Source organism: Haloarcula limicola, from assembly GCF_010119205.1.
Taxonomy (GTDB): domain Archaea; phylum Halobacteriota; class Halobacteria; order Halobacteriales; family Haloarculaceae; genus Haloarcula; species Haloarcula limicola.
In genome coordinates this window covers 64,155-80,210 of sequence record NZ_WRXM01000001.1, presented here as the reverse complement: position 1 = coordinate 80,210, position 16,056 = coordinate 64,155, and the positions used below count along the sequence as shown (strand labels likewise).

General features: G+C 68.4%; 13 protein-coding genes and 1 pseudogene. 6 read left to right on the top strand and 8 right to left on the bottom strand.

Annotated features, from left to right (window positions below; genetic code table 11):
• Positions 1-273: 273 nt before the first annotated feature.
• Genes tmcA through GO488_RS19520 form a run of 3 tightly spaced genes read left to right on the top strand, consistent with a single transcriptional unit; the run spans position 274 to position 3,229 of the window.
• Positions 274-2,589 carry a tRNA(Met) cytidine acetyltransferase TmcA gene (tmcA, locus tag GO488_RS00440; RefSeq protein ID WP_162315844.1) on the top strand — a complete coding sequence of 772 codons (2,316 nt, stop codon included), beginning with the start codon at positions 274-276 and terminating at the stop codon, positions 2,587-2,589.
• Entirely contained in the window at positions 2,586-3,068 is a 483-nt protein-coding gene (locus GO488_RS00435; RefSeq protein WP_162315843.1) for a DUF456 domain-containing protein, read from the top strand. The genes tmcA and GO488_RS00435 overlap by 4 nt, the downstream gene beginning before the upstream one ends.
• Positions 3,065-3,229 carry a DUF8014 family protein gene (locus GO488_RS19520; RefSeq protein ID WP_164509597.1) on the top strand — a complete coding sequence of 55 codons (165 nt, stop codon included), beginning with the start codon at positions 3,065-3,067 and terminating at the stop codon, positions 3,227-3,229. The genes GO488_RS00435 and GO488_RS19520 overlap by 4 nt, the downstream gene beginning before the upstream one ends.
• Here the strand turns inward: GO488_RS19520 and GO488_RS00430 are convergent, their stop codons facing one another.
• From GO488_RS00430 to GO488_RS00400, 7 genes are all read right to left on the bottom strand, one after another.
• Positions 3,230-3,961 carry a GNAT family N-acetyltransferase gene (locus GO488_RS00430; RefSeq protein ID WP_162315842.1) on the bottom strand — a complete coding sequence of 244 codons (732 nt, stop codon included), beginning with the start codon at positions 3,959-3,961 and terminating at the stop codon, positions 3,230-3,232. It abuts the gene before it with no gap.
• 79 nt (positions 3,962-4,040) lie between these two features.
• Positions 4,041-4,406 carry a DUF8055 family protein gene (locus GO488_RS00425; protein WP_162315841.1) on the bottom strand — a complete coding sequence of 122 codons (366 nt, stop codon included), beginning with the start codon at positions 4,404-4,406 and terminating at the stop codon, positions 4,041-4,043.
• A 3-nt stretch (positions 4,407-4,409) separates the two neighbouring features.
• Positions 4,410-6,068, bottom strand: coding sequence for an FAD-dependent monooxygenase (locus GO488_RS00420; protein ID WP_162315840.1), 1,659 nt, complete (start codon positions 6,066-6,068; stop codon positions 4,410-4,412).
• Positions 6,061-7,719 carry an electron transfer flavoprotein subunit alpha/FixB family protein gene (locus GO488_RS00415; RefSeq protein ID WP_162315839.1) on the bottom strand — a complete coding sequence of 553 codons (1,659 nt, stop codon included), beginning with the start codon at positions 7,717-7,719 and terminating at the stop codon, positions 6,061-6,063. The genes GO488_RS00420 and GO488_RS00415 overlap by 8 nt, the downstream gene beginning before the upstream one ends.
• A 2-nt stretch (positions 7,720-7,721) precedes the next feature.
• Positions 7,722-8,576, bottom strand: coding sequence for an electron transfer flavoprotein subunit beta/FixA family protein (locus tag GO488_RS00410; RefSeq protein ID WP_162315838.1), 855 nt, complete (start codon positions 8,574-8,576; stop codon positions 7,722-7,724).
• A gap of 153 nt (positions 8,577-8,729) precedes the next feature.
• On the bottom strand, positions 8,730-9,059 hold the full coding sequence (locus tag GO488_RS00405; RefSeq protein WP_162315837.1) for a 4Fe-4S dicluster domain-containing protein: 330 nt from the start codon (positions 9,057-9,059) through the stop codon (positions 8,730-8,732).
• Between the two features lie 50 nt (positions 9,060-9,109).
• A complete protein-coding gene (locus GO488_RS00400) occupies positions 9,110-10,102 on the bottom strand; it encodes an alpha/beta hydrolase (protein WP_162315836.1) in 993 nt (330 codons plus the stop codon).
• A gap of 339 nt (positions 10,103-10,441) precedes the next feature.
• Here GO488_RS00400 and GO488_RS00395 point away from each other — a divergent pair, with 339 nt between their 5' ends.
• Entirely contained in the window at positions 10,442-11,827 is a 1,386-nt protein-coding gene (locus tag GO488_RS00395; RefSeq protein WP_162315835.1) for a PAS domain-containing sensor histidine kinase, read from the top strand.
• Here the strand turns inward: GO488_RS00395 and GO488_RS00390 are convergent, their stop codons facing one another.
• On the bottom strand, positions 11,828-13,561 hold the full coding sequence (locus GO488_RS00390) for a glutamate--tRNA ligase (protein WP_162315834.1): 1,734 nt from the start codon (positions 13,559-13,561) through the stop codon (positions 11,828-11,830).
• A gap of 114 nt (positions 13,562-13,675) precedes the next feature.
• Here GO488_RS00390 and GO488_RS00385 point away from each other — a divergent pair, with 114 nt between their 5' ends.
• Together GO488_RS00385 and GO488_RS00380 are read left to right on the top strand one after the other, a co-directional pair.
• Positions 13,676-14,461 (top strand): helix-turn-helix transcriptional regulator, encoded by a 786-nt coding sequence (locus tag GO488_RS00385; RefSeq protein WP_162315833.1) that lies wholly within the window; start codon positions 13,676-13,678, stop codon positions 14,459-14,461.
• A 376-nt stretch (positions 14,462-14,837) separates the two neighbouring features.
• Positions 14,838-15,719 (top strand): annotated as a pseudogene (locus GO488_RS00380) (complex I NDUFA9 subunit family protein); the annotation flags it as partial.
• Positions 15,720-16,056 lie beyond the last annotated feature (337 nt).

Sequence of the window (16,056 nt, the reverse complement as noted above, 5' to 3'; positions counted from 1 at the left end):
CCCGCCGTTCGCGGGAGACCCCGCGGCACGCCGCGATGGCATGCGTAGTCCTGAGAAGGCTGGGAGCATCATCAACCCGGCGCAGGCTGTACCCCATTCTGTGCCACCGGCCCTAAAAGCGCTTTCGAAGCCGAGAGCGCGTGCCAGCCCGCCACACAGCGCCCTCGTGTTCTGTGAACGAAGACGCTGTCACGGCTGTCGAAGCGGTAACAGAGAGCCGGAACCCGGTCCGAGACCGTCACGACCATCACCGCGCGACCACCACCGAGAGATATGGACCTCGCACGGTCGCTACGCGCGGAGGCCCGTCGGTCGAACGAGCGGCGGGTGCTCGTGCTGGCCGGCGACGCCCCCCGGACCCGCGACCGCGCCGCGGCGGCGCTCGACGCCGCCGAGATCCCCCGCGAGGAGACGACGCTGCTCGGTCCCGACGAGTTTCTGGGCTGCGAACGCCACGAGCAGGCCCGGGCGAGCGAGCTACTCGGGCGGACCCGAACCGCGGTCGTGCTAGACTGTCACGACGAACTCCGACCGAACGCGCTTGGGACTGCCGTCGGCGCGGTGGACGGCGGCGGTCTGCTCGTCCTCCTGACGCCATCGCTGGAGGAGTGGCCCGAGAAGCGTGATGCCTTCGACGGCACCCTCGCCGTCCCGCCGTTCGGCGTCGATGACGTGAGCGGTCACTTCCGCCGTCGCTTAGTCGAGACGCTGCGCGCGCATCGCGGCGTCGCCGTCGTGAGGGTGACTGCGGAGGGTGATACCGTCGAGAAGCGCGGGCTGACCGACCCGCCGCCGCGCCGTCCGACCGCGCCGCCGGCCCCGCCGGACGACGCCGCGTTTCGGCCCGAGACTTACGATGCGTGTCTCACCGACGACCAGGTCGCGGCCATCCGCGCCTTCGAGACGCTTCGGGAGGTCGGCAACGCCGTCGTCGTGGAGGCCGACCGGGGCCGCGGGAAATCGAGCGCCGCCGGACTCGCCGCGGCGAATCTCGCGCTCGACGGGCGCGACGTCCTCGTGACCGCGCCGCAGTATCGGAGCGCGGCCGAGGTGTTCGCTCGCGCGGCGTCGCTGTTCGAGACGTGCGATGTCGCCTTCGAGGGCGATAGGGAGGACGCCCCTCGCGAGCTGCGCGTCGCGGGCGACGGCGCGGTTGATAGCAGCGGGGACAGCGAGGGCGGGGGCGACGGGAGAAGCGGTGGCCGAATCAGGTTCGCGAAGCCCGCCGCGGCCGTCGAGCTACCCGAAGACCCCGACGTAGTCGTCGTCGACGAGGCCGCCGCGCTGCCGGTCCGGCGGCTCGAATCGCTGCTCTCCGCCCCGGCCGTCGCCTTCACGACGACGGTTCACGGCTACGAGGGGGCCGGACGCGGCTTCTCGGTGCGGTTCCGCGACCGACTGGCCGAGAGCGACCGCGCGGTGACGGACGTGACGATGACGACGCCGATCCGCTACGCCGACGCCGACCCGGTGGAAACGTGGGCGTTCCGGGCGCTGTTGCTCGACGCGCGGCCGCCCGTCGAGCAGTTGGTCGCCGACGCCACGCCCGAGACGGTCGAGTACCGCCGGCTGACGAGCGCCGACCTGCTCGCCGACGAACACCTGCTTCGGGAGGTGTTCGGCTTGCTCGTGTTGGCTCACTACCGCACCGAACCCGCCGACCTCGCGCGGCTGCTCGACGCCCCGAATCTCTCTGCTCGGGCGTTGACTACGTCGGACCGGCAGTCCGACCGCGACCACGTCGTCGCCGTCGCGCTGCTCGCGCAGGAGGGCGATCTGGACGCGGAGACGCGGGCAACGATGTACGAGGGCGGGCGCATCCGCGGGAACATGGTCCCCGACGTGCTGACGACTCAACTGCGCGACGAGGCCGCGGGCGTCCCGGTCGGTCAGCGCGTCCTCCGCATCGCCACCCACGCCGCAGTCCGGTCACGCGGCCTCGGGTCGCGTCTCCTCGACGGGGTCCGTACCGAGTTCGACGACGAGGCGGACTGGCTCGGCGTCGGCTACGGCGCGACGCCGGAACTCGTCCGGTTCTGGCGGCGGAACGGGTTCGATACTGTCCACCTCTCCACGTCGCGCAACGACACGAGCGGCGAGTACTCCGCAGTGATGCTCGACCCCCGTTCGGAGACCGGTCGAGCGCTCGCCGAGCGACACGCGGAGTGGTTCCTCGCTCGCGTCGGTGCCGTCCTCTCCGACGCGCTCTCAGACTGCGACCCGGACGTGGTGCGGGCGGCGCTGCGGGCCGTCGACGGCGCGCCCCCGCTCGACCTCTCCGACTGGGAGTGGCGACTCGTCGCCGGCGTCCCGGGCGGCGCGGCCATCCTCGACACCGATCCCGCGCCGTTTCGGGCGCTCGCGGTTCGACATCTCGTCGCGCCCGACGACCCGGACGCGCTCACCGACCGCGAGGAGCGACTGCTCGTCCGGAAGGTGTTGCAGGCGCGGTCGTGGGACAGCGTGACCGACGAACTCGGCTTCGTCTCGCGGCGACAGTGCATGCGGGCGCTCGGCGGAAGCGTCGAAAGATTGACGCGACTCTACGGCGAGGAGTGGGTACAGGAGGAACTGGACCGCCACACATGATCACCGGAACCGAGACGATACTGGTCGTCCTCGCGTTCGCCCTGCTCGTCGGCGGCGTCGTCGGCAGCCTCGTCCCGCAGGTGCCCGGCGCGCTGCTGTCGCTCGCGGGCGTCTACGTCTATTGGTACGCCGTCGGCCTCCCGCTCGTGGTGCTCGTCGGCCTGACGCTGGTCGGCGTGTTGACGTGGATCGTCGACTTCTTCGGCGGGGCCGTCGCGGCCCGCGTCGGCGGCGCGTCGACCACGACGGCGGTCGTCGCGGGGATCGTCGGCCTGCTACTCTTCTTCGTCACCGGACCGGTGGGCCTCATCCTCGGCGTGGCCGCGACGGTGTTCGCCGTGGAGTTCTGGCGTCAACAGGACGCCAAGCAGGGACTGCGGGCGGCGCTCGTGACGACTGTCGGGATGCTCGCGTCGAGCGTCGTCCAGGCGCTGCTCACCGGGTCGATGCTGGTGACGATGGTCGTGGTCGCGCTATGACGACCTGCGAGGAAGCGGACTGCGAGAGCGAGGCCGCGGTGGAGCTGCACATTCCGTGGGACGCCAACCGACTCGTCTGTACGGCACACGCGCGAGTCTGGGTGCAGAAGGATGGCGTCGTTCCGGAACCGCTGGACGGCCACGAGGACGAGTGGCCCTGATCAGAGCGAGCGCGCCAGCATCACTTCGTCCGCGTACTCGTCGTCGAATTTGTAGTGGTCCTCGCGCACCGCTTCGGTCTCCCAGCCGTGGTCTTCGAGGAAGTCGATGGCGTCCTGGTTCGTCGAGGGGACGGAGTTGTACAGTTTCTCGTAGCCGTGGTCCGACGCCCACTCGGTGCCGCGTTCGAGCAGTCGCGCGCCGATGCCGTGGCCGCGGTAGTCGGCCAGTACGCCCACGGTGAGTTCGGCGGTGTGCGAGAGCTTCTTGCTCTCGGGGTGTTTGAGGTGGACCCAGCCGATGACGTCGTTGTCGATGCAGGCGACGAAGAAGATGCGCGACTCCAGTTCGTTGTGTCGGAGCAGGACCCCTTCGGTGTCGATGACGTCGGCGACCGTCTCGGCGTCGATGTACTCGCCGCTCCCGATGGCCGCCCGGATCGCCCCGACGAGTCCGGTCAGGTCCTCCTGTCGGGCCTGTCGGATGGTGAACTCCACGTCGTCCGCTTGGAACTCCTCCTCGCCGCTGTCCTCGTAGGCGATGCGCAGTTCCTCGTCGAACTCGGTGAGGACGCCGTCGCGTTTCATGATGGCGACGTGGTGGCCGAACGGATGCGGCTCCATTCTCAGAGCCTTGCGCGCCTCCTCGGGATCCACCGACCCGTGCGACTCGACGTACTCGTAGATGTCCTTCCGGTCTGTGTGGTCGAACTGCAGTGGCTCGGTGAGCTCCATGGAACGTGTTACCATCCCCCAGTATTTAACTGTTTGTCACGATTATTCACAACGCCAGCGTCGGAGAAACCGAAGCGAGTTACCGATCGGGAACGCCGGTCAGCGTCGCGGCGACGGCGGCGGCGTCGTGCGTGTCCACGAGCAGTTCCGCCGCCGTGCGAATCGAGTAGGTTCCGTCGAGGGTAACACCGTAGCACGCGGCGTAGCAGTCGAGCCAGCGATTCAGCGCCGCTTCGAGTCGGTCGAACGTCTCGCCGTCGAAGCGGGCCCACGTCCCGCCGGTCCGCGCCTCGCAGTACAGCGCCACCGTCGGCCCGACGCCCTCGCGGACGACTTCAGTCGCCCGCGTCTCGTCGGGCGGGTCCGGGTCGAGCGACTCGGCGGTCGCCTCGGCCGCTCGTTCGAGCGCGCGGATTCTCTCCTCGTACTGCGGGTGCTGACTCACGACTTATCCCTGTTTGAACTCGACTCCCTTCCCGCCGGCGGGGTGTTCCCACTCGGTCTCGGCGACGATGGCGCAGGTCCCACACTCGACGCAGGGCTGGGTGTCGAGGCTCACGAGGTGCTCCTCGTGGCCGTTCGTCTGGACCATCTCGTCGCGGTAACAGCCCCCGCCGAAGTCCTTCGCGCTGACCGGGCAGGCCGTCACCGCCGTCCCCGACGCCTCGAAGGACTTATCAAGGAGTTTGATGTGCGGTTCGCCCACGTCGTAGGTCAGGTCGCCGATGCGCTCGTCCAGTTCCGGCGGCTCGACCTTGTTCACGTCCGTCACCGGGTCGCCCAGCTCCTCGGCGATGACCGTCGGGAGCGTGACGTAGGGCAGTTTCGTGTCGGGGATCATCGAGACGAGCGTCGGCGAGTTGTAGGCCCGCTCCAAGAGGCCGCCCGCCGCGCGGATAGCGAAGCGGCCGACGCCGGACTCGGCGACGCTGTTCGTGAGGTCGTCTATCGCGCCGACTTCACCCGCCCGCCCGAACACGTCGTAACCGGTCGGTCGGAGCTTCTCCATCACCCCTTCGTCGTTGAGCTTCTTCTCGTAGAACTTCCCCGCTCGATGGGGGTCACCCCGCGAGCGAGCGTCGGCGAACGCCTCGGCGGCCAGCGCGCCGGCCGTCACGGCGTGGTTCATCCCCTTGATGATCGGGCCCTGAGCCTGCATCTGCCCGGCGGCGTCGCCGACGAGGACGAGGCGGTCCTCGTGGGGCGAGGGGTGTGCCACCTTCTTCGAGTCCGGGACGAGCTTCGCGCTGTACTCCAGTTCGTTGTACTCGTCGCCGAGCCACTGCGCCATCAGCGGGTGGGTGAGCAGGCTGTCGAGCAGGTCCTGCGGTTCGGCCCGCTCCTCGGCCAGCGAGTCCAGGTGGAACACCGTCCCGATGGAGAGCGACGCCTCGTTGGTGTAGAGGAAGCCGCCGCCCCGGACGCCGTCGAAGAGGTCGCCCGAGAACAGGTGGGCCTCCCCCTCGTCGTCGTCGATGTCGAAGCGCTCGTCGATGGTGTCGGGGTCCATCTCGGCGACGGCTTTGACCCCCTGGAACCACTCGTCGGGTTCCTCCCAGTCCATCAGCCCCGCGTCGCGGGCGAGTTCGGAGTTGACGCCGTCGGCGGCGACGACGATGTCGGCCTCGATGGGGTCCAGTTCATCGCTCGTCACGCCGACGATTTCGCCCCGCTCGCGGAGCAGGCCGGTGACGTGGACGTCCGTCAGCAGGCCGCCGCCTGTCTCACGGGTGCGTTCGTGGACACGTCGTGCCAGCCACGAGTCCATCGGTCGCCGGAGGACCGAGTCGGCCCACGCGGTGTCGTGGTGGTGTAAGCCCCCGAGGTCGAACGTCTTCACCCGGTCGCCGGCGATGTTGTGGATGAAGTTCTCCGTCACCGGGCGCTCGGTCGCTTCCTCGCGGAAGTCCGGGAACAGGCCGTCTATCGTGTACGGCGCGGACTCCTCGGCGTAGATGAGCCCGCCCGAGACGTTCTTCGACCCGGCGTCGACCCCGCGTTCGAGGACGAGCGTCTCGACGCCGTTTCGCGCTAACGTCACCGCCGCCGCGGCCCCGCCGGGACCGCACCCGACGACGACCGCCTCGTAGTGTTCGTGGTCAGTCATCGCTCGCCTCCTGCATCACCGCACCGAGTTCGCCCGCTTCGACCGCCTCCGTCAACCGCGGCAACACGTCGAAGAGGTCGCCCTCGATCATGTAGTTCGAGAAGTCCCGGATGTCGGCGTCCGGGTTCGTGTTGATCGCGATTATCGTGTCGGACTCGTCGCAGCCGACCTTGTGCTGAATCGCGCCGGAGATGCCCGCCGCGATGTAGACGTCCGGTTCGACGACCTGCCCGGACTCGCCGATCTGGCGCTCCTCCGTGACGTACTGCTCGACGTGGCTGTCGAAGGCATAGGAGGAGGTGATGACGCCGCGCGAGAGGCCGAGGTCGGCGTCGTCGAAGGCGTCGACGAGGTCGAGGGCGAGTTCGATGCCCTTCGTCGGGTCGTCGCCGATGCCCCGGCCGACGGCGACGACGACGTCGTTGCCCGTCAGGTCGACGCCGCCGGTGAGGCGGTCGAACTCCGTGACCTCGACCTGGAACCAGTCGTCGTCTAACTCCATCTCGTAGTCGATTACCTCCGCCTCGCGCTCGTAGTCCGGTTCGGGGATCTCGAAACTCCCCGGAATCACCGAGGCCCCCTGCGGATGGAAGTCGCGGTTGGGCTTGTCGATGCACAGAATCGTGGAGTACTCGAACCCCGAGAAGTCCGGCCGCTTCATGTGAAGCACGCGCTCGAACTCCTTCTTGTCGCCGGCCTTTCCGACCTTCGCCGGGTTCGAGATCATCGCGTTCTCGATGTACAGCCCCGAGCAGTCGGAAGCCAGCCCCGAGTCGAGCGCGCCCTGGACGAGCGCCGAGAGGTCCCGGCCGTTGTTCGTCGCCGGGAAAATCGTATACCGGGGTTCGTGGTAGTCCTTCCAGTCGATCTCCTCGTGGCCCTCGCTGGCGAGGTCGCCGCCCGCCCGGGACATGTCCGTGAATATCTCGGTGTAGGGCGTGTGTCGGAAGCGTTCGAGGCGGTCGTCCTCGTGGTAGATCACGAGGTCAGCGCCGTAGGCGGTCACCTCCTCGACGAGGTCGCTCGACTCGTCGCCGATGAGAACCGCGACCACTCGCTCGTCCTCCCCGTAGTCCTCGTTGTACTGGTCCATCAGCTCGCGGGCCTTCCCGAGCATCTCCTTGGAGACGTCGACCAGTTCGCCGGCCTGGGTCGCGCAGTAGACCCACATGTCGCGGTACTCCTCGCCGACGGTTCCCTCCACCCACTTTTTGTCGTTGGTCGGGTGGTCGAGTTCGGGGTACTTCTCCTCGGGCGGGACGTACTCGACTTCCGCGTCCTCGTCTTCGTCGCTGCCCTCGATGGACTCGATGCGGTTCTCGATCTGCGTGACGGCCGACGAGCGGTCCTTGCCCTCGCGCTCGCGTTCGAGGACGCCCTCTAGGACGGCCACGTCGTCGACGTCCCGGACCATGTTCGCGATGTCCGCGACGGTCATCTCCGAGAGGTCGACGCTCTCGGGGTCTACCTCGCCGTCGTCCTCCGCTTCGAGCTTCTCGATGCGGTCCTCGATGAGCGTCTTCACCGGCGCGCGGTCCTCACCGTCTGCTTCGAGTTCCAGCATCTCGCGCAGTTCGTCGGCGTCGTCGACGTCCTTGATCTTCGGTCCAAGCTCGGCGATCTCGTGTTCGGTGGGGTCTATCTCGGGCATCGTCAGTCACCTGCCGCGTAGGGCGCGAGTTCGTCCAGTACCGGTTCCAGTTCGGCCGGGTCGCCGCCGTCGACGTCCGTCGCCTCCCGTTCGGAGGGCGCTTTGGGGATGGGGTCGACGCCGGCGACGATGGTCGGCGAGCCGTCCAGCCCGATGTAGTCCGGGTCGAGGTTGAGGTCCTCGTGGTCCCAGACCGTGAGGTGGTCCTCGTACTCCTCGGCCCGCTCCCGCGTCTGCTCGCGGCGGTCCTTGTGTTCGAGGCGATGGGTCGCCTTCCGGTAGGTCGGCTCGAACTCCGGGTCCGCGACGACGAAACACGGGAGCGGGGCCTCGACCGTCTCGATCTCGGTGACGTCGCCGTCGACCAGCCGCTTGGCCCGCAAGCGGTCCTCCTCCTCGTCGATATCCAGCGAGATGACGTGCGTGACGATGGGCCAGCCGAGACAGTAGGCCGTCTGCGGCCCGGTGTGGCCCGTCTCTCCGTCGGCCGTCTTGAACCCCGCGAACACGAGGTCCGGTCGGGTGTCGAGTTTCTCGATGCCCGAGGCGACGGTCATCGCCGTGGCCCAGGTGTCGGCCGCGCCCATCTCCCGGTCGGAGAGGAGATAGAGGTCGTCGGCGTAGACGTCGGCCATGCCCTCCTGTAACACCTCCTGATAGCCCGGCGGTCCCATGCTCATCAGCGAGACGTGCCCGCCGTTGCGCACGCTGGTCTGGAACGCCGCGCGGAGCGCGTGCTTGTCGTTCGGATTCATTACCGTCGGTGTCTTCCCGCGTTCCAGGTGCCCGTCCTCGTCGAAGGAGACTTTCCCCTCGCGGAAGTCCGGGACGCCCTTCGTCAGAACTACTGTGTGCATATCACTCACGACCCTCGTGAACGTACCTCAAAGCGGGTCGAATATAAATGTATGTTCGTGATAATGTCGGCCGGCGGCGAGTAGCGAGTGACTACCCGCTACCGGCGACTCGCGCGGACCGAGAACGCGGCCCGTGGAACTGTCGGCGAACGCTCAGATCCGGCCGGCGCGTCCGGGGTCCACGTCGATGGCGTCGACCGGGCAGACGTCGACACAGAGCATGCAGTCGATGCACTGGTCCTCGTGGGCCGGGTCGGCCTTTATCTCGCTCTCGGGGTGATCGGGCGTGTCCACCCACTCGAAGACGTCGACGGGGCAGTCCTCCAGACACGCGCCGTCGGCGATGCAGATGTCGAAGTCGACGGCGACGTGTGTGCCGTGGATACCAAGCGTCTCCGGTTCCTCGACCGGTCCCCACACGTCGTGGCCGTCGTGTTCCTCGACCACTTCGCGGTTGTCCTCGAACTCGGGATCTATGGCCATTGGTATCTACCACCACTCGTCGGTGGTACTTAAAGTTTCGACCGGACGCGTCAGTCTCGATAGCGGTTCGAGCCGTCGGCCGGGTCGCCCGTTGGCGGTTTTCGGTCCTCGGGACCGCCGCCGAGAGAACGGTCGTCGGGGCCGCCGGACGGTCGGCGGCCCGGTTCGTCGTCGGGAAGCCGCCCGTCCGGCCCACCGCTCGGCGGCTGCCCGCCCGCGTCCAAGTCGCGGCCAGGCCCCGTCACCGCGCCGACGTGCTGACGGAGGAACGCGGCGGTGCGGTCGTAGACGTCGTCGTAGAACCCACCGTGGAACGGGAAGGCGTGGCCCCCCGCGACCGGTTCGTAGTCGATATCGGTGAGCGGTGCCAGCGCCTCGGCCATCAGTTCGGACTGCCGCGGCGGCGCGACGTCGTCGTCCTCGCCGTGGAGCAACAGCGTCGGCGGCATCGACGCGTCGACCTGCCCGGCCGGCGAGGCGAGGTCGTACGCCTCGGGGATCTCCTCCGGGCCGCCACCGAGGTACGCCGCGAGCTCGTGGTCGCCGTCCTCGATGCCCAGCGCGCGGAAGTCGTAGACGCCGGAGTAGCCCACGACGGCATCGAGAGACGACGACGCGCCCGGGTAGCGTTCCGGTTCGAAACCGGGTTCGTCGGCAGTCGCCGCCGCCAGGAGGACCAGACTCGCGCCCGCGGAGTGTCCGACGGCCACGACGCCCTGCGGGTCGCCGCTGACGCCCTCGGCGCGACACCACTCGATCGCGGCCTTCACGTCGACGAGCGGGGCCGGGAACGTCCACTCCGGAGCCAGCCGGTACTGCGGTTCGACGACGACGTACCCCTCGGCGGCGAGGTCGATGGCGTGCCGGGCGAACTCGCCCTTGTCGCCGTAGCGGAACGCGCCGCCGCGGACGAGGACGGCCACGGGTTTCGGGCCGCTCGCCGCCGTCGCCTCGTAGCGGTCGAGTAGGAGCGTCCGCCCGTCGACCTCCCGGAACGGGACGTCCCGCTCGACCGTCACAGTCTCGCCGGTGTCTTCTGTCACGTCACTCACTGCGTCCGTCGGCGGTAAAAACGCGTCGGGGGAACCGGTCAGAGAGGGAGCGGGGACCGACAGACGAGCGACCGGTACTCGCCGTTTTCAACGACAGTAACGGTCGCCTCTCACCGCCCCCGAACTTCGGAGCCGTCGATAAAACAGTGATAATGGGGCCGATAGAACAAAGTTCGATACTGGCAAACACGTAGCTGAAATGCGAAGCCGGTTCGCTCCGCCGCGCCGCGCGGTAGCTCTCGCCCCACTCGTCTCTCCCGACTTAGCGATGCGCAGGCGAGACGGCGCTGCGGGGCGTCCCGTGCCCGACGACACCGCCCGGGAGGGTCGATGACGGACTGCGAGCCCGACGAGCGGCATGCGGGACAGTACGAAGCCGTCTTCGAGTCGCTCGACCAGCCGGTGTACCTCGCGGACGACGGAGGACGGTTCGTCAGGGTCAACGACGCGTTCGCCGAGCTCACGGGCCGAGAAGCGGAGACGCTCGTCGGCGAACCGGTCGCGACCGTCCTGAAGTCGGACCGAGGCGAGGGACCGTCGGAGGCCGACGCGAGCGAGGAGAGAAAGGTCGTCACACCGTCGGGGAACCGGATTCCGTGCGAGGTGTCCGTGACGCCGCTCGCGACGGCGGAAGGCGAGTCGAGAGCGGTCGGCGTGGTCCAAGATGTCTCCCGCCGAGCTCACCTCGAATCCGAACTGGCTGAGGTGCGCGAGCGCCTCCAGACGCTCATCGAGGCGTCGCCGCTGGCGATCGTCGCCGCGGACGAGGCGGGCGTCGTCGACGTGTGGAACCCCGCCGCGGAGTCGCTGTTCGGGTGGTCGACGAACGAGATCTGCGGCGAACCGCTCTCCGTCCTCCCGGTCGACCACCGCACCGAGTTACAGCGCCGCCACGAGCGCGTACTCGACGGGGACCGCCTCACCGGCGTCGAGACGCAGCTCCGACACCGCGGAGGCCACACGCTCGACGTGAGCGTCTCCATCGCCCCCATTCGGGGCGAACACGGCGACATCCTCGGGAGCGTCGCCATCATCGCGGACATCTCCGAACAGAAGGCCCGCGAGGAGCGACTGCAGGAGCAAAACGAGCGCTTAGACGAGTTCGCCAGCATCGTCAGCCACGACCTCCGGAACCCGTTACAGGTCGCATCGGGGAGCCTCGAGCTCGCGAGACACGGGGCGACGCCGGAAGTCGAGGACCGCCTCGACTCCGTCGGCGACGCGTTAGAGCGGATGGAGGCGCTCGTCGAGGACACGCTCACGCTGGCCAGAGAGGGGCAAGATATCGAAGACACCGAAGTGGTCGACCTCCGCATCGTCGCGCAGGGCGCGTGGAACGGCGTCCTCACCGAGGGGGCGACCTGCTCGATCGAGACGTCGCGGACCGTCCTCTGTGACCCCGGGCGGTTGACCGAGCTGTTCGAGAACCTCTTTCGGAACGCGCTGGAACACGGTGGCACCGACGAGTCGCCGGTTTCGGTCACCGTCGGCGAACTCGAAGACGGCTTTTTCGTCGCTGACGACGGCTCGGGAATCCCCGAAGACGAACGCGACGCCGTGTTCGAATCCGGCTACACCACCGTCGGCGACGGCACCGGGTTCGGCCTCGCGATCGTCGAGACCATCGCCGACGCCCACGACTGGGACGTGACGCTCACCGAGAGCGAGGCGGGCGGCGCGCGCTTCGAGTTCACCGACGTGGAATGGACGACCTGATCAGGGGTGTGCGAAGTACGCGACGGACTCGCCGTCGGATGCGATCTCGTCCACGCGAGCGAAGCCGATGCGCTCGAACTGGAGCATGTCGTCGGCTTCGTAGTCGAGAACGCCCGGCTCTGCGACGCCGGTCACGTCGCCGTCTATCGTCCGGAGGCGGAGTTCGGGACCGTCGGCCGGTGCCCAGTGGACCACGTCGACGCCCTCCTCGCGGACCGCCGAGATGTCGTCGCCGACGTACTCGAAGGCGTCGCGCGTGTGCCGAACGCAGCCGTAGCCCTTCAGCCAGACGCGCTCGCCGTGTTCGGGCAGGTCGTCGCCCTCGACGGCGACGCCGCCCGCGACCGGGATCTCGCGTCGACCCCGGTCCTCGTGGTCGGGGTGGAACGGCGGTTCGCCGGCGTCGGGACCGCCGACGACCTGGCGCTCGACCAGGCCGCCGTGCTCGTCGCCGTCGCGGACGAAGAACGCGCGGTCGGTGTCGTCGTCTATCAGGTCGCGGTTGTTCGCATAGACCGAGGACATGGCGAGGTCGACGTTCGAGGTCGAGGTGCCGAGTTCGACCATCGCGTCGACCAACGCCTCGCCGCGGATGCCCCGCCGGCGGAGACTGGCGACGGTCGGCGCGCGCGGGTCGTCCCAACCGTCGAGTTCCCCCTCGGCGATCAGCTCCGCGATGGTCGAGGTGGACATCTTCACGTCGTACTCGTCGACCTGCACGTGCCCCCAGTGGACGACCTCGGGGTACTCCCAGTCGAAGTAGTCGTAGACGAACCCCTGGCGCTTCGCGGAGTCCTGCAGGTCGATGCCGCGGATGATGTGCGTGACCCCCAGCAGGTGGTCGTCGACGCCGCTCTGGAAGTCCAACATCGGCCAGCAGCGGTAGTCCTCGGCCTCTTCGCGGGGGTGAGGCGTGTCGATCATCCGGAAGGCGACGAAGTCACGCAGCGCGGGGTTCTTGTGCGTGATGTCGGTCCGCACGCGGAGGACCATCTCGCCGCTCTCGTACTCGCCGTCGACCATCGCCTCGAACTCGTCGAGAACGGTCTCGGCGTCCTTTTCACGGTGGGAACAGGCCTGGCCGCTGTTCTTCATGTCGGAGAACTCCCCCTGCGGACAGGAGCAGGTGTAGGCCCCGCCGAGGTCGATGAGTTCCCGCGCGTGGTCGTAGTACGTCTCGACGCGGTCGCTGGCCCGATAGACGGCGTCGGGTTCGAAGCCCAGATAGTCGATGGCGTCGAGGATGGCGTCGTAGGCGTCGAGGTCCGGGCGCTTGGTCTCCGGGTCGGTGTCGTCGAATCGGCAGACGAACTCGCCGTCGTACCGTTCCTTGTACGTCCCGATGACGGCCGCCATCCGCGCGTGGCCGATGTGCCACGGACCGTTGGGGTTCGGCGCGACGCGCATCCGCACGGTGTCGTACTCGTCGGCGTCGGGGAGGTCCGGAAGGGGGTGCTCGTCGCTCTCGTCCGCCGCTTCGAGCGCTTCGAGTTTCTCGGGGGCGAGTTCGCTCAGTCGCTCGCGGCGTCCCTCGGCGTCCATGCCGTTGACCCGGTCGACCACCGGCGAGACGATCGCCGGGATCTCGTCGCCGTACTCGCGGAACTCCGGGTTCTCGCCCATGAGTGGCCCCATGATGGCCCCGACCTGTGCCTCGCTGTCGTGTTTGACCGCGTTGAGGAGGGCGTTCGTCTCGGCGGCCTCCTCGATACGCTGGCGTAGCGCGTCGTCCATGCTCGCCTCTGACACCGCCCCGGTCAAAACGCCGTCGGGTTCGCTCGGCCGGCGCGCGGTTCCCCGGCCTGCGTCCCGTCAGCGTTATTTTCGCGGCCGTCGCAGCCACCGGGTATGGCTCCCGACGCCGCGCAGTTCCTCGCGGACTCGCCCGACCGGTTGGCGCTCTTAGAGCGCCTCCGCGAGACCCCGGGGTCGCCCCGCGACCTCGCCGACGAACTCGACCAGTCTCGCCGGAGCGTCCAGCGGAATCTGGCCGCCTTCGCCGACCGGGGCTGGGCCGAGAAGCGCGACGGCGACTACCGCCTGACGACGACGGGGCTGTTGGTCACGCGCCGCCACCGCGAGTACGTGGACGCCCTCTCTGCAATCGGCGAGAACGACGCCCTCTACGCACACCTGCCCGCGGACGTGGCACCGGACCCGGACCTACTCGCGGACGCGACGCTCGTCGTCGCCGAGACCGACCAACCGCAGGCCCCGGTCAGCCACTACGTGAGTACCGTCGAGTCGGCCGACACCTCCCGCGTGCGGATGATATCGCCGGTGTTGAGCCGCCTGTTCCACGACGCCCACGCCGAACTGGTCCTCTCGGGCGTCGAGACCGAACTCGTCCTCGACGGGCTGACCATCGACCGCGCCCGCGAGAAGAACCCCGCCGAGTTCGCAACGGTGGTGAGCGTCCTGCCCTTTACGCTGTACCAGAGTCCGGATTCCGTCTCGTTCGGCCTGACGCTGACAGACGACCGCGTTCTCCTGCTCGCCTACGACGAGAGCGGACAACTCCACGCCTGCGCCGACGGGACCGACCCGGCGTTCTACGCGTGGGCGGCGGAACTGTACGATCGATACCGCGAGCGCAGCGAGTCGGTGTCGGGCCTCGATACGCTCCGTTCCTGAGAGACGGTGTAGCTTGGAAGTAGGATATGAGAATCGGGAAGCCCCGACTCCAGTCGTGGATGGTTCGTCCCTCGAATTGTGCCGACAATCCATCTTTCGCTACCCCTTGGGGTAAAACTGAGCAGCCGACTCGGGTGGGACTGAAAGGGGCCGGTCGCTCCGGGAAGACGGGCGACGTAAGGACCGCAGGCCGGAGGCCGAGGACCGCAGCGAGTCCCTCGACTGGAGCGACCGGGGGCTTTCTGGCTGTTCGAGACGCCGGTTCCAGCGGACCCTACGCAACCAGGCACCACCCATCCTGCTAGCGGTGGTGACAGGGGGTGTCGCGGCCGACGGCGGATGACGTAAACTCCCCACGCACAGTATCTCGACTCGCATGCGAATCCTCCTCCTCGGCGGCACCGGCTTCGTCGGTCGCCGCCTCGCCGCCCGATTGGTCGAGCGAGGCCACGACGTGACGGCGCTCGCTCGCTCCCCCGACGCGACGGCCCTCCCCGACGGCGTGCGAACGGTCGCGGGCGACGTGACCGATCTCGACGCGCTCGATTCAGCGTTCGACAGGCAAGACGCCGTCGTGAACCTCGTCGCGCTCTCGCCGCTGTTCGAACCCGACGGGGGAAACGAGATGCACGGGCGAGTCCACCTCGGCGGGACCGAGAACGCCGTCGCCGCGGCCGAACGTCACGGCGTCTCCCGATTCGTCCAGGTGAGCGCGCTCGGTGCCGACCCCGACGGGCCGACCCACTACATCCGCGCGAAGGGCGAAGCCGAGACCGTCGTCCGCGATTCCGCGCTGGACTGGACGATCGTTCGGCCCTCCGTCGTCTTCGGCGACGGCGGCGAGTTCGTCTCCTTCACGCGCCTGCTGACGACGCCGTACGTCACGGGCCTCCCCGGCGGCGGCAAGACCCGGTTTCAGCCGATCTGGGTCGAGGACCTCGCGGAGATGCTCGCCGACTGCGTGACCGACGAGCGCCACGTCGGCGAGACGTACGAACTCGGCGGTCCCGACGTGCTGACCCTCGCTGACGTGGCTCGCGCGATCTATCGCGCCGACGGGAAGCCGCTTCGCGTCCTTCCCGTACCGATGACACTCGCCAGAATCGGACTGACTATCGGCGGAAGCGTTCCCGGTTTCCCGATGGGTCCCGATCAGTACCGCTCGCTGAAGTTCGACAACACCGTCGCCCACAACGATGTGACCGCCTTCGGCCACAGCGAGACGGACCTCCGTTCCTTCGAGGAGTACCTCGACGAAGGCGGCGAACGCGACCGCGACCGCCGCCGGAGCCTCCTGACCCGCCCTGCGACGCTCGCCCTCTTCGCGTACTTCGCGCTCTCGACCGCCCTCCCGACTCTGACCGACTCCCCGCTGGCAATCGCCCTCTACGTGCCGACCTACCTCCTGACGATGGCCGTCTACGACGCCCCGTGGGGGCTGGAGAACGTCGTCTACGGGGTCGAATCCCTGCTGGGCATCGGCCACAACTCGGCGCTGTATCACGTCGGTCTGCTGATGACGTACTTCGCCTGTGCCGTCGCGCTGACGTGGCTCGGCCGGTCGCTTCGCGCGGCTGTCGGCCCCCGTCGCGGCT

What these genes read in the sequence shown, in the direction of transcription:
- GO488_RS00390 (WP_162315834.1), bottom strand. Translation starts at nt 13,561, where the DNA reads ATGGACGACGCGCTACGCCAGCGTATCGAGGAGGCCGCCGAGACGAAC.
- GO488_RS00415 (WP_162315839.1), bottom strand. Translation starts at nt 7,719, where the DNA reads ATGCCCGAGATAGACCCCACCGAACACGAGATCGCCGAGCTTGGACCG.
- GO488_RS00385 (WP_162315833.1), top strand. Translation starts at nt 13,676, where the DNA reads ATGGCTCCCGACGCCGCGCAGTTCCTCGCGGACTCGCCCGACCGGTTG.
- GO488_RS00435 (WP_162315843.1), top strand. Translation starts at nt 2,586, where the DNA reads ATGATCACCGGAACCGAGACGATACTGGTCGTCCTCGCGTTCGCCCTG.
- GO488_RS00420 (WP_162315840.1), bottom strand. Translation starts at nt 6,068, where the DNA reads ATGACTGACCACGAACACTACGAGGCGGTCGTCGTCGGGTGCGGTCCC.
- GO488_RS19520 (WP_164509597.1), top strand. Translation starts at nt 3,065, where the DNA reads ATGACGACCTGCGAGGAAGCGGACTGCGAGAGCGAGGCCGCGGTGGAG.
- tmcA (WP_162315844.1), top strand. Translation starts at nt 274, where the DNA reads ATGGACCTCGCACGGTCGCTACGCGCGGAGGCCCGTCGGTCGAACGAG.
- GO488_RS00395 (WP_162315835.1), top strand. Translation starts at nt 10,442, where the DNA reads ATGACGGACTGCGAGCCCGACGAGCGGCATGCGGGACAGTACGAAGCC.
- GO488_RS00410 (WP_162315838.1), bottom strand. Translation starts at nt 8,576, where the DNA reads ATGCACACAGTAGTTCTGACGAAGGGCGTCCCGGACTTCCGCGAGGGG.
- GO488_RS00430 (WP_162315842.1), bottom strand. Translation starts at nt 3,961, where the DNA reads ATGGAGCTCACCGAGCCACTGCAGTTCGACCACACAGACCGGAAGGAC.
- GO488_RS00405 (WP_162315837.1), bottom strand. Translation starts at nt 9,059, where the DNA reads ATGGCCATAGATCCCGAGTTCGAGGACAACCGCGAAGTGGTCGAGGAA.